At 65.6% G+C, this 24,934-nt stretch carries 9 protein-coding genes; 8 read left to right on the forward strand and 1 reads right to left on the reverse strand.

Annotation, left to right across the window (positions count from 1 at the left end; translation table 11 throughout):
- Positions 1 to 30 precede the first annotated feature (30 nt).
- The 8 genes from R2834_11080 (at position 31) to R2834_11115 (ending at position 22,502) form a co-directional block, all read left to right on the forward strand.
- Complete coding sequence (locus tag R2834_11080) at positions 31 to 1,224, forward strand: glycosyltransferase family 4 protein (protein ID MEZ4700864.1); 1,194 nt, start codon at positions 31 to 33, stop codon at positions 1,222 to 1,224.
- On the forward strand, positions 1,221 to 2,426 hold the full coding sequence (locus tag R2834_11085; protein MEZ4700865.1) for a glycosyltransferase family 4 protein: 1,206 nt from the start codon (positions 1,221 to 1,223) through the stop codon (positions 2,424 to 2,426). Before R2834_11080 ends, R2834_11085 begins: the two co-directional genes overlap by 4 nt.
- A complete protein-coding gene (locus R2834_11090; protein ID MEZ4700866.1) occupies positions 2,395 to 3,141 on the forward strand; it encodes a hypothetical protein in 747 nt (248 codons plus the stop codon). Before R2834_11085 ends, R2834_11090 begins: the two co-directional genes overlap by 32 nt.
- 3 nt (positions 3,142 to 3,144) lie before the next feature.
- Positions 3,145 to 4,224: a glycosyltransferase gene (locus R2834_11095; GenBank protein MEZ4700867.1), complete on the forward strand. Its 1,080-nt coding sequence runs from the start codon at positions 3,145 to 3,147 to the stop codon at positions 4,222 to 4,224.
- A 593-nt stretch (positions 4,225 to 4,817) separates the two neighbouring features.
- The gene (locus tag R2834_11100) at positions 4,818 to 9,764 is read left to right on the forward strand and encodes a choice-of-anchor D domain-containing protein (GenBank protein ID MEZ4700868.1); all 4,947 of its coding nucleotides are present in this window, start codon (positions 4,818 to 4,820) and stop codon (positions 9,762 to 9,764) included.
- A gap of 96 nt (positions 9,765 to 9,860) precedes the next feature.
- The gene (locus R2834_11105) at positions 9,861 to 16,850 is read left to right on the forward strand and encodes a malectin domain-containing carbohydrate-binding protein (GenBank protein MEZ4700869.1); all 6,990 of its coding nucleotides are present in this window, start codon (positions 9,861 to 9,863) and stop codon (positions 16,848 to 16,850) included.
- Between the two features lie 598 nt (positions 16,851 to 17,448).
- Positions 17,449 to 19,782: a DUF5060 domain-containing protein gene (locus R2834_11110; GenBank protein ID MEZ4700870.1), complete on the forward strand. Its 2,334-nt coding sequence runs from the start codon at positions 17,449 to 17,451 to the stop codon at positions 19,780 to 19,782.
- Positions 19,783 to 19,823: 41 nt separating this feature from the next.
- The gene (locus R2834_11115) at positions 19,824 to 22,502 is read left to right on the forward strand and encodes a dockerin type I domain-containing protein (protein MEZ4700871.1); all 2,679 of its coding nucleotides are present in this window, start codon (positions 19,824 to 19,826) and stop codon (positions 22,500 to 22,502) included.
- A gap of 107 nt (positions 22,503 to 22,609) precedes the next feature.
- On the opposite strand, the gene R2834_11120 is transcribed toward R2834_11115, so the two are convergent.
- On the reverse strand, positions 22,610 to 24,424 hold the full coding sequence (locus tag R2834_11120; GenBank protein ID MEZ4700872.1) for a PIN domain-containing protein: 1,815 nt from the start codon (positions 24,422 to 24,424) through the stop codon (positions 22,610 to 22,612).
- Positions 24,425 to 24,934: the final 510 nt, after the last annotated feature.

Raw genomic sequence — 24,934 nt, forward strand, 5'->3', positions numbered from 1 at the left:
CCTTGCTCGCAAATCCCTGATCGCTAATCCATGAACCCCATCTCCGACATCCAGACCGCCCCGCCCGCCTCGGCGCTGCGCACGTTGCGCGCGCTGCAGATCGGCGTGGGGTGGCTGCCCGACGAGAAGGGGGCCGGGTTGGACCGGGTCTTTTATGCGCTGGCGCAACACCTGCCGGAGGCCGGCGTGGAGGGGAAGGGGCTGGTCGTGGGGCGGTCGGATGTGGGGGCGCGTACGGATGGGCGCGTGCAGGCCTTTTCGCCGCACGACGCCTCGCTGCCGAGCCGGCTCCGCGCCGTGCGCGCGGCGACGAAGGCCGAGCTGGCCGGTGGGGCATTCGATCTGGTCGCCGCCCACTTCGCGTTGTTTGCCTTTCCCGCGCTCGGGGCGCTGAAACGGACCCCGCTGGTGGTGCACTTTCACGGCCCCTGGGCGGCGGAGTCCCAGGCCGAAGGGGAGGCCGGCTTGGCCGTGAAGGCGAAATGGCTCCTGGAGCGCACCGTCTACCGCCGCGCCGAGCGGCTCATCGTGTTGTCCGAGGCGTTTCGTAACGTGCTCGTCGCGTCGTACGGCATCGACCCGGACCGCATCCGCATCGTGCGCGGGGGCGTTCATCTGGAGCGATTCACCGTCGCCGGCACCCGCGCGGATGCGCGCCGGCGTCTCGGGTGGCCGGTCGACCGGCCGACGCTGCTCGTCGTCCGCCGGCTGGCGCGCCGGATGGGGCTCGAAAACCTGATCGACGCGATGGAGGAGGTCCGCCGCGCGCATCCGGACGCCCTGCTGATGATCGCCGGCAGCGGCCCGATCCGCGATGAGCTGCAGGCACGCATTGTCGAGCGCAACCTGTCCGAACAGGTGCGGCTGCTCGGCTTCGTCGCCGAGGAGGACTTGCCGTGGGCGTACGCCGCGGCCGATTTTTCGATCGTGCCGACGGTGGCGCTGGAGGGGTTCGGGTTGATCACGGTCGAGTCCATGGCCACCGGCACGCCGGTGCTCGTGACCAACATCGGCGGGCTGCCCGAGGTCGTCCGCGATCTCTCGGAAGACCTGATCATGCCGGATGCCGCGCCGGCCACCCTCGCGCAGTACATCGGCGAGGTGCTGGGCGGCCATCTGAAGCTGCCCACGGCGGAGGCCTGCCGGCGTTTTGTGGAAGAGCGCTATACCTGGACGGCCATCGCCCGCCAGACGCGCGATGTGTATGAGGAGGTGGTCCGATGAAGCCGCGCATCCTGTTTGTCGATCACGCCGGCGTCCTGGGCGGGGCCGAACTGTATCTCCTGGATATCGCCCGGCGGCTGCAGGACCGTGCGCATGTCGTCGTGTTCGAGCCGGGCCCGTTCGTCGACCGTCTCCGCGAGGCCGGCGTGTCCTGCGAGGTGATCGCGGCATCGGATGCGATGCTGGGCGTCGAGCGGGAGGGGGGCAGGATGCAGGATTTGAAGGCGATCCCGGCGGTGCTCGGGATGGTCAACCGGGTACGCCGGCTGGCCCGGGGGTACGACGTCGTCTTCGCCAACTCGCAGAAGGGCATGATCGTCGGCGCGCTCGCCGGATGGCTCGCGCGCCGGCCCGTCGTCTGGAACCTGCACGACATCATGACGGCCGACCATTTCAGCGGGATGCACCGGGCGCTCGCCGTGCAGATGGCGAACCGGTTCATCCGGAGGGTGCTCGTCAATTCCGAGGCCACCCGCGTCGCCTTCACCGAAAGCGGCGGACGCACGCCGACGTCGACGGTGTTCAACGGGCACGACCCGTCGGTCTTCGACCGCGTGACCGAAGAGGCCGTCGCCGCCCAGCGGGAGGCGCTGGGTGCGGGCCGCTACCGGCTCGTCGGCGTCTTCAGCCGCCTGGCGCCCTGGAAGGGGCAGCACGTGCTGCTCCGGGCCCTGCCGGCGTTGCCCGACGTGCGCGCCGTCCTGGTAGGGGGCGCGTTGTTTCAGGACGATAAAGCCTATGAGGCGCAGCTCCGCCGTGAAGCCGAGTCCCTCGGGGTCGCGGATCGGGTTCTTTTTCTCGGCTTTCGGGACGATGTGCCGCTGCTGATGCGCAGCGTCGACATCGTCGCCCACACCTCCATCTCGCCCGAGCCGTTCGGCCGGGTGATCGTGGAGGGGATGCTGGCGCGGCGGCCCGTCATCGCGGCGGAGGCCGGCGGCGCGCTCGAAATCATCGACGAAGCCGGGCTGGGCATGCTGACCCCGCCGGGCGACGAGGGGGCACTGGCGGACGCGATCCGGCAGGTGCTCGCCGACCCCGATGCGGCCGAACGCATGGCGTCGGCCGGCCGGCGGGCCGCCGAGGCGCGGTTTACGATCGACCGAACGGTACAGGATATCAACGAACAACTAGCACAGGTCCTTGGTGACAGCTATGGCGTTACAGCGCGTGAAACGACCGCTCCTTCAGTTAAAATTTGAAGTGCGTTCGCTGCTGGCCCGCGAACCGGGCCTGCGGCTGTTCTATCAGCCTTTTATCTGGTGGGCCCAGCGCAAGGCGGTCGGCCACATCGACCCGTCCGAATGCACCATCAACGCCGGCACCGAGTTCGTGATCGACGGCTTCCAGGGCTCGGGCAACAGCTTCGCGACGGTGGCCTTCAAACGCAGCCAGGAGCGTCCGCTGCGGCTGGCTCACCATCTGCATTCGCCGGCGCAGATCATCCAGGCCGCGAAGGCGGGGCTTCCGGTGCTCATCACGATCCGCGAGCCGCGCGGGGCCGCCATCTCGCTGGTGAGCCGCTGGCCGTACGTGTCGCTGCGCCAGGCGGTGCGCGGCTACATCCATTTTTATGAGAAGATCATGGATGTCGCGCCGGCGTGCGTGATCAGTCCGTTCGACATGACCACGAACCACCTCGACGAGGTCATCGAAGCCGTCAATGCCCGTTATGGCAAGGACTTTGGCGTATTCCAGTACACGGAGGCCAACATGAACGCGTTGCGCGACCCCGAGCAGCTGGGTTCGGAAGGGGAGCAGCGGCGCAAGGAGATGAAGGCGGCCATGAAGGCCGAGTTGCAGAAGCCGTCGTACGCCGCGCTGCTGAAACGTGCGGAGGCCGTCTATCAGCAAATAGCGGCCCTGGGGATCGCCCGACGGGAATCCAGCCCGGCGAAGCAGCGCGCGGGGGTCTGAGCGATGAAGCCGCGCAACACGTATTTCGTCTGCCTCGGCCAGGGGAAGGCGCCTATCGCATGGGATCCGTTCGATCAGGAGCGCCAGATCAACCTGCATACCGACTATTTCGGCAAGGCGATGATCGCCCTGGAAGAGCGGCTCCAGGGGGAGGGGTACCAGGTGTATCTGACCTGGGACCTGGACGCGTTGCCTTCGTACGGCGAGCGCGTCGTGGCGGTGGTGCTGGGCGATGAGTGGTGCCGCGTGCCGGCCTACGCGCAGCGCGTGCATCGGTTGTTCAAGTGTTACGGCATCGGGCCGGACCTCGGCTTTGCGCTGTTCAGCCGGCCGACCTATCAGCGCTTCCTGACGTGGTTCCAGTACCTGCAGGCCGGCATGCGGTACCTGCCGGGCCGGCTCCGGGCGTCGCTGGCGTCGCCGCCGGATGGGATGCCGCTCGGCGAGCGCATCCACCCCATCCCGCTCGGGTATGCCAATCAGATCGAGTTGCCCGTGAAACCGTTGGCGGAGCGGCAGTTCGACCTCTCCTTCGCCGGCAGCGTGGTCCACAAACCCTATCCGATCTGGTCGCCCAAACGCTGGTTTCAGACGCCGAAGAGCCACGCGCGGCAGACCATGCTGGATGGGCTCAAGCGGCTCGTCGGCACGCGCCCCGAGTGGGCGATCGACCTGAAGATTACCGAAAGCTACAAGGCCATCCGGTCGGCCGATCCCAACGAGTACTCCACGCGGATGATGGACACCCGCATCTGCCTCGCGCCCCGGGGGACGTCGATCGAAACGTTCCGTTATTTCGAAGGGATGCGGTATGGATGCATCGTGATCACCGAACGCCTCCCGTCCCGGTGGTTTTACGACGGCGCGCCGGCGCTCATCGTCGACGACTGGAGCGAGCTGGAAGACGTCCTCGACGGCCTGCTCGGGGATCCGGAACGCATGGAGGCGCTCCACCGGGCCTCGCTGAACTGGTGGCGCGACGTCTGTTCGCCCCAGGCCCTCGGGCGCTACATGGCCGACGTCCTCGACGGCCGTTCCCCCCGGGCCGTGAGTCCGCGTAAGGAAATCTCCGTCACGTCCTGAGGCATCCAGGCTATCCGGGTATAGGCCGTATGCGCTAGTCGGATGCGCCATAACCACCCCCCGGGAGCCGGCTCCCGGGCGTACCTTGGTCGTGTCCTGTGAAGCCCGGTTACCCCGGCGAAGCGGTGGGTTAACCACCACCATGAGCCCGCCCGGCGGGGGTTACGTTTTCACCGGCGGTGTCACAGTTTCGTGACACACTCAGGGCAGATTTGGAATCCTTTCCGGGTCGATTCGGAAAAGTGATTCGCTATACTGAGGCTCTAGAGGGTATTTCGTCGCGTTCAGCCCCCCTTGCGCGGCATATGGGCCCCATCTTTGCGTATTGGCCTTCAGAAGGCGCCGGCGTGTCACCCATCCTCCTCTGCCACCACGGCCGTGATCGCGCACTGTCCCTGCAGACGCGCTTCCCGTCGCCCTCTTCGATCCTGGTCAATATGGGTCCTCACTCCGGTGCGGCGCTTTAGAGCCGCCAACCTGTTGCTATGCATTTGTCAAACACATCGTTGAAGGGGAATCGCCTGGCGCTTCATGTATTGGGGATGCTGGCATTCGCTATGCTCGTATCCGGAGCGGGTCCGCTGGATTCGGGAATGGGATCTCCGTACGCGCGCGTGGCCCCCGTGGCGGTAAACGACCTCTACACCGTCGTCGAAGGCACGACCCTCACCGTGGCGGCGCCGGGCGTGTTGCTCAACGATACCGGCGCGACGAGCGCCGTGATCGAAACGGAGCCGGCGCACGGGACGGTCGTGTTGAATCCGGACGGCTCCTTCGTCTACACCCACGACGGCCTCAGCACGATGGCCGACGCCTTCACCTACCGGGCCGGCGACGGCGTGACGCAAAGCGCGCCGGCCACGGTGACGCTGGCCATCACCCCGATCTCGTTCGGCGTGAGCGCCATCACGGGGCACACCATCACGCAGCCGACCTCGTTGCAATTCGGCCCCGACGGCATCCTCTACGTCCTCCGTAAAAAGGGCCAGATCAATGCGCTCACCCTCGAGCGCACCGCCGCCAACCAGTACACGCTCGTTTCCGAGGAAGTCCTCGGTACGGTGCGGAGCATCGTCAACCACAACGACGACGGGCAGGTCAACGCCTCGGTCAAGATCCGCCAGGGCACCGGCCTGGTGGTGGGCGGGACGGCCGACAATCCGGTCATCTACGCCAGTTCGAGCGATTCGCGGGTAGGAGGGCAGGAAAACAACCCGGATACGGGGCTGGACACCAACTCCGGCGTGATATCGCGCATCCGGTGGATCGGGGCGAACCGTACGGATCCGGCCGGCTACTGGGAGCACGTCGATATCGTCCGCGGCCTGCCGCGATCCGAGGAGAACCATGCCAACAACGGCATGGCGTTCAGCGTTACGGGGGATACCCTGTTCGTAGCCATGGGCGGCTTCACGAACGCCGGCGCCCCGTCGAACAACTTTGCCTACATCAACGAATACGCCCTCTCGGCAGCCATCGTGTCGATCGATCTCGCCGCCGTCGAGGCGATGCCGGTGCAGGTCGATGCCCAGGGTCAGTCCTATATCTATGACCTCCCGACGCTGGACGACCCGACGCGCGCCAACGCGAACGGCATCGACGACCCGACCGTCCCCGGCTACAACGGCGTCGACGTCAACGACCCGTGGGGCGGCAACGACGGGCTGAATCAGGCCAAGATCGTCCCGGGCGGTCCGGTGCAGGTCTATTCGCCGGGCTACCGCAATCCGTACGACGTGGTCGTGACCCGCACGCCGGGGCGCGCCGGCCGGATGTACACGATCGACAACGGCGCCAACCGGGGCTGGGGCGGCCATCCCTTTGGCGAGACCTCGTACCCGGGGGCCGACGCCGGCGTCTGCACCAACAATTACGACCCCGCCGAACCGGGATCCAGCAATCCGGGGCCGCACGACGACACCGTCAACAACGAAAACGGCCTGCATTACGTCCGCGAACTCCAGCCGGGCGATGAAAACTATGCGGCCCCCGGCGAGCGGTATTACGCCGGCCACCCGTCGCCCATCCGCGGCAACCCGGCCGGGGCGGGCCTTTATACGGGCGAATACAACGCCGACCCCACGCTGAACACCGGCGTCTGGCGCGACGGCTCGGACCCCGCGTATCCGTTGCCGGCGGACTGGCCGCCCGTGCCCGTCGATCAGGCCAATCCGGCCGAGTGCGACTTCCGCAATGCGGGCATCGACGACGGCTCGCTCGTCGTCTACCCGATCTCGACCAACGGCATCGCCGAATACACGGCGTCCAACTTCAACAATGCCTTCAAGGGCAACCTCCTCGCCGCCGGCTACAACGACAACCGGATCTATCGCATCGCGCTCAACGAGGCCGGCGACCAGGTGCTCAACGGGGAGGAAATCTTCGCGGAGAACTTCGGCGATGTTGCCCTCGACGTTACCACGCAGGGGGATAACGACCTCTTCCCGGGCACGATCTGGGTGACCGGCTTCACCGAACACGCGATCTACGTCTTCGAGCCGGCCGACTTCGGCGGCGGGATGGTGGGCGAGTGCTCCGGTGCGCAGGATCCGCTGCTCGACGAGGACGGCGACGGATACGACAACGAGGACGAAATCCTCAATGCCACGAACCCGTGCTCGGCCGTCAGCAAGCCGGCCGACAACGACGGCGACCTCACCTCGAACCTGCTCGATCCGGACGACGACAACGACACCGTGGCCGACGTGGACGATCCGTTCGCCATCGACGCGACGAACGGCACGACGCTCGATCTGCCGGTGGACTACCCGCTCCTGAACGAGGACCCGGGCACCGGCTTCTTCGGGCTGGGCCTGACGGGCCTCATGCACAACGGCATCACCGACTGGCTCACCCAGTTCGATGACGAGGCGCTCGTGCCGGGCGGCACTGCCGGCCTCTTCACCGTGAACCCCGTCACCGAAGGCGACGCCACCGGCGCGACCAACACGCAGGACAACGCCTTCCAGTTCGGCGTCAACGTCAGTGAGGCCACCGGGCCGTTCTCGATCACGGCGCGCATGCCGGGGCCGTTTTTCAACAGCCTGACGCCGGTCGACAACCAGTCGCAGGGCATCTATATCGGCACGGGCGACATGGACAACTACGTGAAGGTCGTCCTCGCCGCACTGGGCGGCGTCGGCGGCTTCCAGGTGGTGCACGAGAGCGCCGGCGTGGTGCAGAGCAGCGCCGACTTCACGGTGCCTTCTGCCAAGGGGGCGGCCAACATCGACTTCGTGCTGTCGATCGACCCCGTAGCGGGGACCGTCCAGCCGTATTACGCCATCGACGAAGGCGCGCTCGTCGCGCTCGGCACGGCGCGGACGCTGTCCGGCCCGCTGCTCAGCGTCGTCAAGGGGACGTACACACTGGCCGGCGGGGTGCCGTCGCGGCTGGCGGTGGGTCTGATCGCGACCTCGGCCGGCCCGGGGCCCGAGTTCGATGCGACGTGGGATTCGTTCTTCATCGCGCAGGGGGCGACGGTCCCTAGCACGCTGTCGCCTGCTCCGGCCGACGTACCGTTCGGATCGATCGCCGTGGGTGCCACGGCGTCGCATGACATCGTGCTCACCAATACATCGGGTACGCTGCCCATCACCATCACGGCCGTGACGATCACCGGCGACGATGCGTCAGTGTTCGGGAAGACCCTGGCCACGCCGGTTACGATTCAGCCCGGCATCGCGGCGATCCTCAACGTCTCGTTCACACCGGAGGCCGTGGGGACATTCTCGGCCCAGGTCAACGTCACGCACAATGGCTCCAATACCCCGCTCCAGATTCCGTTGAGCGGCGAGGGGCATGACGTGGCCGGCGGCATCCTCTTCCGCGTGAACGCCGGCGGGCCCGAGCTCGTCGACGGAAGCAATCCGGTATGGGAAGAGGATCAGGCCGTCAGCGGGGGCAGCGGCGACGCGCTGGCCGGCACGCCGAGCCCGTTTGTGAACGCGGCCGCCACGGGCGACAAGACCTACGGCAAAAACGACCCGATCACGCTGCACGCGTCCGTGCCGGCGGGCACGCCGACGGCGCTGTTCCAGCGCGGACGCTGGGATCCGAATTCCGATCCGAACATGCAGTGGGACATCCCGGTCGCGGCCGGCAAGACCGTCGAGGTGCGCCTCTACCTCGCCGAGCAGGTCTTCACCGCTCCGAACGACCCGAGCTGGGCCACGTGGCCGCGGCAGTTCGACATCGCGGTAGACGGCACGGTGCCGGCCGGCCTGGCGGACATCGACCTCTTTAACACCTACGGGCACGATGTGGGCGCCATGCGTTCGCTGGTGGTCACGAGCGACGGCAACATCGACATCGACCTGATCAACAAGTCCGGCGACCCGATGCTGCAGGGCATCGAACTCATCGAGATCACGACACCCTACACGTCGACGAACGAAGGGTGGAATATGGTCGGGATCCCGGTCGCGACGACCGACGCGGCCTACGAAGACGTGTTTACGTCGGTGGCGCCCGTCATCGCGCCTTATGGATGGGGCGGCTCCGGGTATGTCCAGACGCCGACGGTCTCTTCCGGCCGGGCCTACTGGCTGTTGACGGACGGCATGCTGACGCAGACATATGACGGCGAGTCGATCGCCACGGCCGAACTGACGCTGACCGACGGATGGAACATGATCGCCGGCCCCGCCTGCGACGTGGCGTTCGGCGCCATCTCCGACCCGTCCGGCATCCTGGTTCCGGGCACACTCTTCGGCTACGACGGCGGCTACCAGTCGACGGATGTCGTTCGTTCGGGCCGCGGCTACTGGGTGCTGGCCGATGGGGCGGGGGCGATCAGCCTGACGTGCAGCGCCGGGGCCAAATATGCTGGCCTCGGGCAAGCGGGCGACGCGACGGAAGAGGATGTGTCGACGTTCGGGGAGCTTTCGGTGCGCGACGACGCCGGCCGACGCCAGCACCTGTTTTTTGGCGCGACCTTCTTCTCGGAGGGAGACCGGCTACCCTTCTCGATGCCCCCGCGTACTCCCCGGGGAGCATTTGACGCCCGCTTCTCCGGAGACACCCGCGCGGTGGAAGGAGAGCAGGGTGTCATCCAGGTGCAGAGCGATGCCTACCCCCTCACGCTCGCCATCGAACGGCTTCCGCAGCCCACCCACGGACCGCTCGTCCTTGAAGAATTGATCGATGCCCGGACCGTCCGGTCGCACCCCGTTGCCGCCGGCGACTCGATCGTGATTCGCGACCCCGACGTGCAGGCGATACGCCTCACGGCCGGCGCGTCGGCGAACGACGTACTGCCCGAGCGCTTTGCGCTCACCGGGAATTACCCGAACCCGTTTAACCCCCAGACCCAGATCGTATTCGATCTCCCCGAGCAGGCGCTCGTGCAGGTGATCGTGTACGACCTCGTCGGCCGGCGCGTCCTCGAGACGCCGGCAACGGAACTGGCGGCCGGCGCGGGCCGGCAGCTGACGATCGACGGGACCTCGCTGGCGTCCGGGATTTACGTCTACCAGGTGAGGGCCTCGATGGCCACCGCCACTGAAGTACGGATGGGGCGGATGACGCTCCTCAAGTAAAAAGTGCGCATACCCCCATAGAGCCCCAATGATGCGCCTCCAGATTTTGTCACTGAGTACCTACTGCGAAGTAAGATGCAAGCCAAACGTACGCATATGAACCGTTCGATCCACCGGGGCGGTCTGCTGTTGACTCTTTCACTGCTTTTCCTGCCGCTCGCCGGCGCGATCCACGATACACCGGTGACGCCCGGCCGCCTCGCGGCTACGGCGTACCATGCGCCCGTGGCCGTCGACGACGTGTTCGACGTCGTGGAAGGCACGGCGCTTACCTCCGCCGCGCCGGGCGTGCTCGAAAACGACACGAACGCGACCAGCGCCTCGCTGGTCAGCGGTCCGCTACACGGCACGCTGCAGCTCAACGTCGACGGGTCGTTTACCTACACCCATGACGGGCTGGGCACGGCGCAGGACTCGTTCACCTACCAGGCGTCCGACGGGGTCAGCACGGATGTGGCCACCGTAACGCTGAACATCACGAGCGTCAGCTTCGGGGTGTCGGCCCTGGCCAGCAACGCGAGCAACAAGCCGACCTCGCTCCAGTTCGGGCCGGACAGCCTGCTGTACGTGCTGGAGAAAGTGGGCAAGGTGCGGATCATGGAGGTCACGCGCAACGCGGCCAACAGCTATCAGGTCGCCAGCGAGGAAGTGGTGACGCTGGTCCGTAACGTACCCAACTACGACGATGACGGCACCGCCAATCCCGGCGAGAACAGCCGGCAGGCCACGGGCATCGTGGTCACCGGCACGGCGTCCAATCCGGTGCTCTATGTGTCCTCGAGCGACTCGCGCGTGGGCGGCAACGGGGGGGCACAGGATACGGGCCTGGACACCAACTCCGGGGTGATTTCCCGGCTGACGTGGAACGGCGCCAGCCGGCACGACCCGTCCGGCTTCTGGGAGCGCGTCGACATCGTGCGCGGCCTCGCCCGTTCGGAAGAGAACCACGCCGTCAACGGCATGGCGCTGAGCCTCACCGGCGACACGCTCTTCGTCGCGGTGGGCGGTTTCACCAACGCCGGCGCCCCGTCCAATAACTTCGCCTTCATCACGGAATACGCCTACGCGGCCGCCATCGTGGGGATCAACCTTCCGGCGGTCAATGGCCTGCCGACGTTGACGGACAGCCGAGGCGCCAAATACAAATACAACATGCCCACGCTGGACGACCCGACGCGTCCCAACGTGAACGGCATCACCGACCCCAACCTGCCGGGCTACGACGGCATCGACGTGGGTGACCCGTGGGGCGGTAACGACGGCCTTAACCAGGCCAAGATCGTCCCCGGCGAACCGGTCTTTCTGCATGCAGCCGGCTTCCGGAATCCCTACGACGTCGTGGTGACCCGCACGCCGGGCCGCGCCGGCCGGATGTACTCGATCGACAACGGCGCCAACGGCGGCTGGGGCGGTCATCCGTGGGGCGAAGGCATGGCGGGCACGTGTACCAACCAGTACGACCCGCTCGAGCCCGGCTCGAACACGCCGGGCCCGAACGACCCGCAGGTCAACAACTACGACAACCTGCACTACGTCCACTCCACGGTCCCGGGCCAGCGCTTTTATGGTGGTCACCCCGCGCCGATCCGCGGCAACCCCGCCGGCGCCGGCCTCTACACGGGCGACTACAACGCCGACTCGAACCTCAACACCGGCGTTTGGCGCGACGGCACCGACACCAACTACCCGCTGCCGGCCGACTGGCCGCCGGTCCCGCTCAGCATGGCCCTGCCCGATGAGTGCGACTACCGCAGCCCCGGGGAGACCGACGGCGCGCTCTCGACCTTCAAGGTGTCGACCAACGGCCTCGCCGAGTATACCGCCTCGAACTTCAACAACAAGTTCAAGGGCGACCTCTTCGCTGCCGGCTACAACAACAATACGATCTACCGGATCGACCTCAACGAGGCCGGCGACCAGGTGCTCAACAACCACCCGGCCGGCAACGGCACCGAGGCGTTCTTTACCAACTTCGGCAGCGTCCCGCTCGACGTCACCGCGCAGGGCGACAACGATCCTTTCCCCGGCACGATCTGGGTGGCCGACTTCACCAGCTACGACATCTGGGTCTTCGAGCCGGGCGACTACGACGGCAACGGCGGCGGTGTCTGTACCGGCGTGTCCGATCCGTTCCTCGATGAGGACAACGACGGCTTCGACAACGAAGACGAGCTGATGAACGGCTCGAACCCCTGTTCGGCCGCGAGCAAGCCGGCGGACAACGACGGCGACCTCACCTCCGACCTCATCGACCCCGATGACGACAACGACGGGGTGGATGACATCCACGACGCCTTCGCCATCGACGACACGAACGGCGCCAACCTCACGCTGCCCGTGATCTACCCGCTCCTCAACGAAGATCCCGGAACGGGCTTCTTCGGCGTTGGCTTCACCGGTCTCATGACCAACGGGACGACCGACTACCTGGATCTGTACGACGAAAACGAACTGATCCCGGGCGGCACCGCCGGCCTGTTTACGGTCTCGACCGTGTCCGAAGGCGATGCCACCGGCGCGACCAACACCCAGGAGTACGGCTTCCAGTTCGGCGTCAACGTCGCCGGCGCGTCGGGGCCCTATACCGTGAAGGTGAAGATGCCCGGGCCGTTCTTCGGCGGGATGACGCCGCAGGACAATCAGGCGCAGGGCATGTACATCGGCACCGGCGACATGGATAACTACGTCCGCCTCGTGCTCAACGCACAGGCCGGCGTGGGCGGCGTCCAGGTCACGCACGAGGAAGGCGGCGTGGCCACGGTGACGAACTATACGGCGACGACGGCGATCGGCGCGACCAACCTGGATCTCTGGCTCACGGTCGATCCGGTGGCCGGAACGGTCCAGCCGAAATACGTCATCGACAGCGGCTATCCGATCTTCCTCGGCCTGCCCATCCCGGTGTCGGGCAATCTTCTGGCGGCCATCCAGGGCAGCTACGAGGTCAGCCCGGGCGTGCCTTCGGGGCTCGCCGTGGGCATCATCTCCACCTCGGCCGGCGCGGGCCCCGCCTTCGCGGCGACGTGGGATGCGATCGACGTGGTGCTGGACCCGACGCCGATCGCGGATCGCTGGCACACCTATCAGGCGCCCACGAATCCAAAGCAGCGTCACGAGAGCTCGTTCGTCAAGCACGACGGCCAGTTCTACCTGATGGGTGGACGCGGCAGCCGGAAGACGGATCGGTTCAACCCGGCAACGGGCACGTGGACGTCGCTGACGTTGCCCCCGATCGAATTCAACCACTTCCAGGCGGTGTCGCTGGGCGATTCGGTCTACGTCGCCGGCGCCTATGTGGGCGACTTCCCGAGCGAGGTGCCGGTGCCGAACATCTACACCTACGCGCCGGGATCGGACACCTGGTCGGTGGGCGCCACGATACCGGCAGCCCGCCAGCGCGGCAGCGCCGGCGTCGTGACCTACAACGGCAAGCTCTACCTCGTCAGCGGTAGCCTCGGCGGCCACTCGGGCTCGGCGGTGCATCTGCCGCTGTTCGACGAATACGACCCGGCGACGGGCACGTGGACCGTCATGCCGGACATGCCGCACCCGCGCGACCACTTCAACGCGGCGGTGGTCGGCGACAAGATCTACGTGGCCGGCGGCCGCGCGGGCAGCGTCGGCGATACCGTGGAGGAAGTCGATGTGTTCGACTTCGTCTCGGGCACGTGGTCGACCCTGCCTGCCCTGAGCGGCAACATTCCGACGCCGCGCGGTGGCACGGCGGCGGCGGTGGTCGGCAGCGACCTCTTCATCATGGGCGGCGAAAGCGGTCTTCAGACCCTGGCGCACAGTGAAGTCGAGGTGCTGGACACCAACACGAACAGCTGGCGTACGCTCGACGCGCTGGACAAGGGACGCCACGGCACCGCGGCCGTCGTCGACGGGACGCGCATCTACATTGCGGCCGGCTCGGGCGAAACCGGCGGCGGGCCTGAACTGGCCTCGATGGAAGTGTTCAACCGCACCGCGCTGTCCGATCCGGGCTCCGTCGTGCCGAGCACGCTGTCCGCCGCGCCGGCCAGCCTCGCGTTCGGCCAGGTCAACCTCGGCGCCAACGACGCCCAGATGATCGCGCTGTTTAACACGGGCGGCAACCAGAACGTGACCATCTCGAATATCGCCCTCAGCGGTGGGGCCGACTTCAGCCTGAGCTACGGCTTCACCCTGCCGGCCGTGCTCATGCCGGACGACACCGTCTATGTTGACGTGACGTTCGCGCCGACCCTCGTCGGCGCGGCGAATGCGACGCTCGATGTGACGCACGACGGCGCCAACGGGACGGTGAGCGTGGCGATCAGCGGCGACGGCGCCGAAGGCGGCGGGACGGTGTCTACGGGCAACCCGATCTACCGCGTCAACGCCGGCGGCAGCAATACGACCGACGCGCTGCTCGACTGGGACCGCGACACGAAAAATGTCCCGTCTCCCTACGTCAATGCCGGCGGCGACGACAACAAAACGGGTAAGATCAACAGCTTCACCGGCACCAACGAGACGAACGCGCCGGACGACGTCTACACCAAAAACCGCTGGGATCCGGCGGGCGGCGTCGAGATGACCTGGAACTTCCCGGTCTCCGAAATCGGCCTGTACCAGGTCAACCTCTACTTCATCGAGACCGATGCGTCGAACTACGCGGTCGGCGGTCGGGTCTTCGACATCTCGATGGAAGGGGCGCTGGTGTTCGAAGACTTCGACATCTTCGCCGAGGCCGGCGCCAACACCGCCCTCGTGAAGTCCTCGGTCGTCAACGTGACGGACGGCAATGTCACGATCGAACTCGGTCACGTGATCGACAACCCGGTCATCCAGGCGCTGGAGATTCGTCCGGTGCTCGGGGCGGACCTGTTCGCCTCGCCGGCTACGGTCGACTTCTTCTCCGTCCCGGTCAACGAAGCCTCGGTGCCGATGAAGGTCTACTTCTCGAACACCTCGCTGGGCTCGGTGACGGTGACGGGTGTGACGATCAGTGGCAGCGAAGCCTCAGACTTCAGCCACGACTTCGCCGGCTCGGTGAGCCTGGCGTCGGGCGAGACGGACTCGCTCTCGGTGGTCCTGACGCCGGGCGCGGAAGGGCTGCGCAACGCGTCACTCGAGATCGCGCACACGGGCGCCGGCTCGCCGGCCGTGGTGGCGCTCACGGGCGAGGGCACCAACGTGCACCTCTCGTTCGTCGAGTTCACCATCGTGGGCAGCGGCTCGGTGTCCAAGTCGCCCGACAAGCCGCTCTACGCCGACGGCGAGGTGGTGACGCTCACCGCGACCGCCGATCCGGGCTGGCTGTTCGACGGCTGGAGCGGCGATCTGGTGAGCCCCGACAACCCGGTCGATTTCAGCGTCTACACCGACGCCACGATCACCGCGACCTTCATCGAGTCGGCGACGACCATCGATCCGATCTATCGCGTGAACGCCGGCAGCGGCAGCGTCAGCGATACGCCGATCGTGTGGGAGCGCGACACGAAGAACAAGCCGGTGGCCTACAACAACGCGAACGTGGGCGACAACGCGATCTCCAAATCGCCGTACACGGGCCCGAACGCGACGGACGCCCCGTCCGACGTCTACGGCAGCAACCGCTGGGATCCGGCCGGCAACCTGGAGATGGAGTGGGACTTCCCCGTCGGCCTCGCCGGCGACTATGAAGTCAACCTCTACTTCGCCGAAACCAACAGCGGCTCCCAGAACCCCGGCGACCGCATCTTCGATGTCGTGATCGAGGGCAACCTGGTGCTGGATGACTACGACGTCGTCAGCGACGCCGGCTTCCAGACGGCGGTGAAGAAGAGCTTCATCGTCAACGTCGTCGACGGCAACATCGACATCAACTTCCTGCACGTGGTGGACAATCCGTTCGTCAGCGCCATCGAGATCGTGCCCACGCCGGCGACGGTGCCGGCCGAGGCGCGCTACAATGGCGTCGACAACACGTTCATCGTGCGCAAGTATCAGCAGGTGCTCGACGGGTCCTGGTCGCTCGTCGGCCTGCCGCTCGACACCGAAGGCGACGCGGCGGCGGCGTTCGAAGCCGATGAGTTGCTGCAGTATGCCGACGGGAAATACGCGACGACCGCGAAGGTCGAAAGCGGCCGCGGCTACTGGATGCGTTCCGAAGACGAAACGCTGACCACGCTGCAGGGCACCCGGTTCGACACGATGACTGTGGTCCTCAAGGCCGGCTGGAACCTCATCGCGGGTACGTCCTGCGATGTCGAGCTCAGCCTGATGGCCGGCGCCGACCGGATCATCCCGCATACCCTGTATCGCTACGATACGGATTCGGGCTATCAGCCGACCGATCACCTGCAGCAGGGCCGCGGCTACTGGGTGCGGGCCCGTGAGGCCGGCGCGGTGCAGTTCGATTGTGGCGTGACCACGTCGTTCCGCCTGCCGGTCGAACCGAACGACCTCAGCAGCTTTGGCCGCGTCCTGATCGTCGATCAGGAAGGCCACGGCCAGCAGCTGTACTTCGGCGGCCAGATCGACGACGCGCTCCTGCCCCAGTACAGCATGCCGCCGCTGGCGCCGGGCACCACTTTCGACATCCGGTTCGCGGACCAGAGCCGCCTCGCGAAACCGACCGCCAACGTCGTCCAGCTGCAGAACGCGGTGTTCCCGCTGACGCTGCAGATGGAGGCGCTGCCGGAAGGCGGGCACGACAATGAGTACGTCGTGAGCCTGATGCGCAACGAGGTGGAGGTGGAAGCCTACCGCGTCCGTTCCGGCGGCACGCTGTCGATCGAGGAGTCCGACATCGACGCGCTCAAGATCCTGAGCCTCAGCGAATGGCAGGCTGAACTGCCCGAGTCGTTCGGTCTGAAAGGCAACTACCCGAATCCGTTCAACCCGGTTACGCAGATCGTCTTCGATCTGCCCGAAGCGGCCGATGTCAGCATCGAGGTATTCGACCTGCTCGGCCGGCGCGTGCGCCAGATCGGCACCCTGAAGCTGGCGGCCGGACAGAGCCGGCAGATCGAGATGGATGGGCGCGGCCTCGCGTCCGGCGTCTATCTCTACCGCGTCGAGGCCGTCATGGCCAGCAAGACAGTCAGCGATACTGGTAAGATGATCCTCGTGAAATAACCTAGATATCCACGTGTGCCACCGCGGGAGCCGGGCGTGATGCGCCGGCTCCCGCGTTGCCGCGCTGCTTCACATCCCGTCCCCTCCTGCAATCGGCCCCATCCCCCGATGGGTCCTGATTTGAAACGCCGCCCGCCCCGGGGGGCCGGCGTCCGGCCGAATCCTTCCGCAACACCGGAAGAATCGGATGGCGCCGCGCCGACCGGTTTTTTGCATTTCCCCCCTGAATGCCCTGGACTTATGCCGCCCCGGGCCTCCCAGACGTCATTACCTGTAATTTAGCGGTAGCGACGACGTGTCTGGCATTTTTCTTGTCGCACGAGGCGTCAATCACCCTTTGCGAGGCGATCGCATCCTCCCCCTCAACCCTGCATCGCCCGACACCGCAGGCTTCTGCACCGCGAAGGACCCCTCGTGAAAGCGATGTGCGACGGAAAGAAGGATCGGCTTGCCCGTTCCAGCGCCTTCGGCATGCACGCGCTTCCGCCAGCGAAACGACGTAAGAAATTCGATGTCGTCCTGGAGTAGTTCACGTTTCAAGAATCGCTTGCGCCAGTTACTCACTTTTTCCGCTCTTCTACTCGGTCTGCTTACCCTGGTGGCCCCCGTTCCCGTGTGGGCGAACGTCGTCACGGGTGAGCTGCGTGTCTGGCACAGGGTATCGGTCACGTTCGACGGCCCGCAGACAAACGAGAGCGCGGCACAGAATCCGTTTACGGATTATCGGCTGATCGTGACCTTCACGCATGCGTCGAGCGGCGCCTCGTACGCCGTTCCCGGCTTTTACGCCGCCGACGGCAACGCCGGCGAGACGAGCGCGACGAGCGGAAACAAGTGGCGCGTCCATTTCACGCCGGACCGCGAAGGGGTATGGACCTACGTCGCCTCGTTTCGGACGGGCGCCTTCGTGGCCGTCGACCTCGCGGCCGGCGCCGGCACGGCGACCTCGTTCAACGGGGCGTCGGGCACGTTCACGGTGGCTGCATCGGACAAACCCGAAACCGACTTCCGGCGCAAGGGCATGTTGCGCTACGCGGGGCAGCATTATTATCAGTTCGCCGGCACCGGCGAATACTTCATCAAGGTCTCGCCCAATACGCCCGAAAACCTGCTCGCCTTTGCGGATTTCGACGGCACGTACGACACCGATTGCGCGGGGGAGGGCATCGATAACACCCTCCACACCTTCGCCCCGCACGCCGCCGACTGGAAGACCGGCGATCCGGTCTGGAAAGGGTCCAAAGGCAAGGGGCTCATTGGCGGGATCAACTACCTGAGCAGCGTCGGCGTCAACAACCTGTATTTCCTGACCTACAATCTCGACGCCGGCGACGGGTGCGACGTGTGGCCCTGGACGTCGCACACGGAGCGCGCCCGGTTCGATGTCAGCAAGCTCGACCAGTGGGAGCGCGTCTTTTCGCACATGGACGCCCGCGGGTTGCAGCTGCACGTCGTACTCACCGAGCGCGAAAACGCGAAGGCGCTCGGGCCTCCCGGCGCTGCCGACAACAACAACCTCAACGACATCCGCAAGCTCTACTACCGCGAACTCGTGGCCCGTTTCGGGCACCACCTGGCGGTGCAGTGGAATATCGGCGAGGAGAACACGAACGGCGACAACCTCAAGATCGCCTTCGCCGAATACATCCGGGCGGTGGACCCCTACGATCATCCGATCACGGTGCATACCTCGGACAGCAAATCCTACACGTTTTACGAGGCGATGCTCGGCGATCCGAACTTCGAGGCGACGTCGCTCCAGGGCGATCATCTCGCGTACAACGAACTCGCCCAGTATTACCGCGAGCAGAGCGAGCAGGCCGGCCGCCCCTGGGCCGTCTACGGCGACGAACAATCGCCCAACGCCGGCAACACGCGAGCCGACGAGCTGCGGAAGGGCGGGCTCTGGGGGATGCTGATGGGCGGCGGCGCCGGCGTCGAGTGGTTCACCACCGACGACCTGACGCTCGAGGACTGGCGCTCGTACGATCTGTTGCTCGAGCAGATGGGCCATGCCCGCGCTTTTTTCGATACCTATCTCCCGTTCGAGGACATGGAGGCGGCAAACGAGCTGACCCCCGCTACCGACGATTACGTCTTTGCCCTCACCGGCCAGCGGTACGTGGTCTATCTCCCGAACGGAGGAGCCTCCTCGATCACCCTCGCCGGCGCAACCACCACGTACTCGGTCTCCTGGTACGATCCCCGGAACGGCGGCCCGTTGAAGAACGGGACGGTCACGCAAGTGAGCGGCGGTGGCGCCGTCTCCATCGGCGCTCCGCCATCCCCGGCCAACACCGATTGGGTGGCGCTGGTTGAGGCGACGAGCGGCGGGGTGGGCACGGGTCCGGTCGTCGTCTCCGTCACGGCCGTCGACGCCCTGGCGCACGAGCCGGGAGGAGGCGACAACCTCGGGCGGTTCAGGTTCGACCGCACGGGCAACCTCGATGCGCCGCTGTCGATCACGTACAGTCTGGGGGGGAGCGCCAGCCTGGGTGTAGATTATGAGCCGCTCCCGGCTACTATCGTAATCGATGCCGGAAAAGCCTCCAAAAAAGTATCCGTGGATGCCATCGACGATTTGATCGTCGAGTCCGACGAAACCGTCGTGCTTACGATTTCGGCGCATTCAGGCTACTCGGTGGACCCCGGTGCGGCTAGTGCAACGATAACCCTTGTCGATAATGACAGTAGTACGCCGTCCCTTCTGGGCGACCCGTCCCAGAATGGCTCGGTTTCTGCATTGGACGCTTCGCTGATCTTGCAGCATGTAGCAGGCGACGTCACCCTCTCCGGCGCCGCTTTCGTGGCCGGCGACGTATCCGGCAACGGCGAGATCAGCGCGTACGATGCCTCCCTCATCCTGCAGTATCTGGTGGGAATCTTCCCCTGTTTCCCGGCAGACCCAACTTGTGCAACTTCAGGCAATTAAGCCGATTGACGCCCCCCGGTTGTCTAATCTGAGATAATCCCATGTACAGCCCCGGCCGATCTCTCGCTGCGCTCATTGCCCTGCCGGTATTCCTGGCGGCGCTCGCCACGCCTGTCGACAACGCTACCGCTCAAACCCAACAGATCGTACAGACCCTCATCGCTCCGGTCGTGATGCCTATCGAAGTGCACGGCGCCTCGGGGCACATCGAAACCGTCAGCGTAACCGTGGACGATGCCTCCAGCGTCAACAGGCTCTGGATCAAGGCCCACAACCTGTCTTACGACGATAAGGGCAGCGTAAAAGTCAACGACGGCGCGTGGATCGACCTCCGCAACGCCAATGTCGATATGGCCGAGCCCGAAATTCATTTCGATGGCATCGGCGGCAGTTACAGCACGATCCGGTTCTCGGTCACGCTGCCCTCGGGCCTGGTCAAGGCCGGCTCGAACACGATCCAGTTCCGGTTCAACGGCACCGACGGCGTTTCGTCGGGCTGGCGCGTGCTCGCGTTCAACTTCCTGCGCAGCAGCGGGGCCGAAGTGCTCTCGGCCAGCGCCTTCGTCGAGGACGATCCCTCGACCTGGCAGCCCATCCTCACCAGCGGCGCGGACCTGGCCGCCGGCGCCGATCTCTGGAAAAATGCCGCCCTGACCGAGCCGATCTCGGGGTCGATCAAGGCGCGCTGCGCCGATTGCCATGCCGAAGACGGACGCGACCTGAAGTATTTCAACTATTCCAACCAGTCGATTGTCGCGCGCGCCGAGTTTCATGGGCTGACGCAGAAGCAGGGCGAGCAGATCGCCAGCTGGATCCGGTCCCTGCCGTTTCCCTCGCCCGGGCGCCCGTGGAATCCTCCTTACCAGCCGGGTCCCGGCACCGACGCGAAGCCCGTGGAGGAGTGGTCCGCCGGCGCCGGCCTGGAATGGGTGATGGAAGACGACCGCGAAACGATCCCCTACCTTTTCCCGAACGGCATCACGAACGCGCGCCTGTCGTCGAAGACGACGCTCAATCTCCGCGAAATCCCGATTTCGGTCCAGCTGCCCGACTGGAATCACTGGCTTCCCATCGTCCATCCGAAGGACTACTGGAGCACCTTCACGTCGCACGACGCCTGGAAGGAGTACGATACGGGCCTCGATGAATTGATGGCCGGCGGGGTGGAAAGTGCGGTGGCCTCGAAGAAGGTCATCGGCTTCTTCGAATCGTGGGACAACTCCGTTTCCGATTTTCGGCGGAACGAGCCGTGGCCGGCCGGCGCGACGCCCGCCAAACAGGTGCGCGCCCACCTGTCGCTGCACCTCTGGCAGATCGTGAAGGTCTGGGAGATCATGCAGAAGTATCACCTGGAAGACCGCGCGCCCGACCTGTATCCGGCCGGCGAGAAGTACACGTGGTTCTCCCGCGCCCGCAACATTTTTAACGTGGCGCCCCACATCAGCCGGGAGGCGCAGGACCCCAACACGTTCACCTACGGCACCGAGAAGCAGGACAAGATCTTCTCCCATCTGTGGTATCACGCCCAGATGATCATCAACGCCGGCAACCGCGACCCGCTCGAGCACAGCCCGGTAGACTGGAAGTATCAGTTCGGCCACATCAGCGACTTCTCGAATTTTACCAACGTCACCTCCGGCACCCGCATGGTGGCCACCTATGCCAAGCTGCTCCAGATGACCGACAACGAGGACGGCATCGGCGGCGAAGGGTGGTACATGCGCCACGTGCACCCGTACTGGTTCGTCGACGGCCTCGCGGCGGAGCAGGGCATCAACATCACCTGGAGTACGTTCACGACGGAGGAGATCCGGCAGATCTCCGAGAAGCTCCTCCGCTCCTTCACGGTGAAGAACCTCGAATTCCCGATCAGCGCCTGGGGGCGCGGCGAAGAGAATGACCAGCTGGAGCCGGCGACGTACAAACCGGAAGGCTGGAACGGCAACGGCAGCATGCTGAAGGATCGCTTCAACTATGCCGACAACTTCTACCGCATCGTGCCCTTCATGTACGAGATGGGCGTGGCGCCGTCGCTGATCGACTCGCTGGCCCAGTGGGGCAAGTCGGCATGGCCGCTGGGCGATTGGGACTCGCTGTACGAATACGACCCGAACGACGACCATCAGGGCACGCCGGTGGTGTCGATCGTCCTGGATGTCAATAACCCCATCGCCCGCGAGCCGGGCGGCGCCGGCAACAAGGCGAAAGTGTTTATCAAACGCACCGGAGATCTCGCTACCCGGATTTCGGTCGGATTCCAGCTTTCGGGGACGGCCATCAACGGGACCGACTATGCCCAGCTGGGCACGTCGGTGATCCTGGAGGCCGGCGTGTCGCAGATAGCCGTCGTCGTCGATCCCGTCAACGACCTGCTCAACGAAGGCGATGAGACCGTGACCATCACGCTCTCGGCCGGCACGGGGTATGACCTGGACACCGTGGCGAACAAGTTGACCCTCTCGTTGAAAGACGACGACAATGCGGTCGCCTACTCTAAGGGCGACGTAACGGGGGACGGATCCATCTCCGCACTCGATGCGGCGCTCGTTTTGCAGCACGTGGCCTCGGTCAGTTCGCTCACGGGCCCGGGACTGGGCGCGGCGGACGTCTCGGGCGATTCGAACGTCTCGGCCTACGATGCATCGCTCATCCTGCAATATGTGACCGGCCTCTTGCCGTGCTTCCCGGCCAGTGACGGGTGTTCGATTTCCAAGCGATGAGCCCGGCCCCGTTCTGAAGCAACGTGACCCTGAAACACGAAAAAAGCGGCGTCACCGGGAAGTCCGGAGGCGCCGCTTTTTTTTAATGGCGTGTGCCCTGGGTGTCTTTACTGGATCACCTTGCGAACCAGCAGTTCCAGCTGGCCTCGCTCTTCCTGCGAGCTGCTCGCGACCGTGATTCGGTACGGCATCCGGATCGAGGTCGCCTCGTCAAACGAGTTGAATACGAGATACAGCGGATTAAACGAGACCGCATGGTTGCGTTCGAGTTCGCGCAGGGAGTAAATGACGTCCCACCCCTTGTTCCAGCGGATCTCGAGCGGCGAGAGGCTGCGGCTCCGCAGGACGATGTTGGTCGACTGTCTCAACTCGGAAGGCACCGGGACGGAGGGGAGTCGGATGGTGTCGAACAGGGCGTCCAGATTCGGTCTCGCCGGCGGCGAAGGCGGCACCGGGCGATCCGGCACATTGTCGTCCGCGAAGATGCGCACGTGGGCCGGGAAGCGGAGTGTGATGTACAGGCTCTTGAGGATCAGGGGCGCGTCGTTGATCATGCTCAACTCGAGCGTCGCCGTCCTCCGCTGCATGTTGCCATGCTCGGAGGCGTCGTGCAGGTATTTTTCGATGCCGGCATAATAGGCGTCGAGCGCGGCGTTGTATCGCTTGATGCGCTCGTTCATGCGCTCGAAGAGCGGCATCACGCCCTGGCCGTTGGCACGCTGCGCCGCGTCGGCCTCTTTCATGTAGGCCAGCTTGGGATATTCCTTGCGGACGCGCGTCAGCTCGTGCGTGATTTCTTCGATCGACGGATAAAGCGGGCTGCGAATCAGCGCGGTGGCCCGGTAGGTGCCGTCGTTGAACGCGAGCCGGAGTTCCGGCGCCGAGCGCGTCAGCGACGGGCTGCGCGGCGACTGGCGATGCGGTACGTCGTCGACGTTCGTGAACGACGAAGGCCCCTCATCTTCGTGGCCGGGCTCCGAGGCCTGTTCTTCGTGGCTGAACATCTCCACGTAGGCGGGACGCGCCGGCGGCGGCGTCTCGATCGGTTCCGGCGCAGGGCGGGCGGGCGGTTCGGGCGCAGGGGGCGCCGGCGGTTCGGGCGCCGGCCGGGGATTCAGAAACTCCGGCGCGGAAGGGAGCCGCACCTGGACAATCGCCTCGGGCAGCGAGCCCGTCGACGACACCGGTAGCGAGTCGGTCTCGTGCCCTTCGAACGTGGGTGTCTCGACATCGGTTTGCGGCCGGAAGGCGTCCGGCGCCGGCTCGGCCTGACGGGCTACCGGGAGCGGCGGAAGCGAAGGGAGCCGGGGCTCGGGCAGGCTCGGATACAGCGGCGCGGCCGTCGCCAGGCGGTCGAGCGGGAGGATCCGGTTGATGGCCTCGGGCTGGCCGTGGTTGGCCGTGCGGGTGGCGATGCCGTCGCCACTGGGCGTGGACGGTGCGGCGAGATCGGTATTTCTGGCGCTGAGGTGCAGATAAGCCGGCAACCGCGAAATGTCGATGCCGGCGCGCTCGGCCTTGATGATCGTCTCCGGGTCGTCCGACAGGAGCACGACATATTCAAGCGCGTGGTTCTGCTGGTAGTCGATAATGGTCGCGACGAGCTGGTCGCGCGGGTTGGCCGGGTCGAGCCGTTCCGCCACGAAGTCGATGCGCGGATCCTGCACTGTCTTGAAAACGACGGCCGCGTTGCCCGCACCCTGGCTGAGCAAGCGAACGAACTGCTCGAACAATGCAGCGGCGCGTTCGGCGTCGGGGTGGGTGCCGACCTGGTTTTTCAGCCGGCTCAGCTCCCGCAGCACGCTCGGTGCGATCACCACGGTGGCCCGGTCCACGCCATACAACTGTTCCCAATCGAGCGTGTCGAGCGCTTGATAGGCGAGCAGTAAGGCCGTGTCGGGAAACAGGTTGGCCGTGGTCATGGTCAGGGCGTCGGCGAGGAGGGGTCTCGTTAGGGCAACTCCCTTTCGGGTGCAGCCGGGTGCCGTGCAAAAATCGAGCCTTGCCAGCGTGTGGCGCCCTGGTAAGGGGCGCGCATGCCGGCCGATGTCTGTGCGCTCGAGTTCGTGAAGAGGGCGCGCCTCGGGCGGTTCGGACGAGACCACGCGTGCTGCGAAACGACCAGAAGGCCGATTGAACGCAAACACATCGCGTCGTGGTAATCGGCTACGTCAGAAGACCGGGGCGAGCCTTGAATGGCTTGAGGCGACAGAGACGTCGTAATCGATTTTTTTTGCGAACGTAGCGATGCTTTCAACGGTTCCGTCCGGCCCGCAAATGCTACCGGGGTATCAGGGGGATACGGCGGCCGTGTATGCTTCCGGGTCTCTCTTCGGTACGGCAGGCGGTTGACGCCCGGCTACCCGAATTCCCCACGCGACCGGGCTCTGCTTGAAAACAGGCTGCGTCTGCAAAATCTTCTGGCCGTGCCG

This window comes from Rhodothermales bacterium, assembly GCA_041391505.1.
Taxonomy (GTDB): domain Bacteria; phylum Bacteroidota; class Rhodothermia; order Rhodothermales; family JAHQVL01; genus JAWKNW01.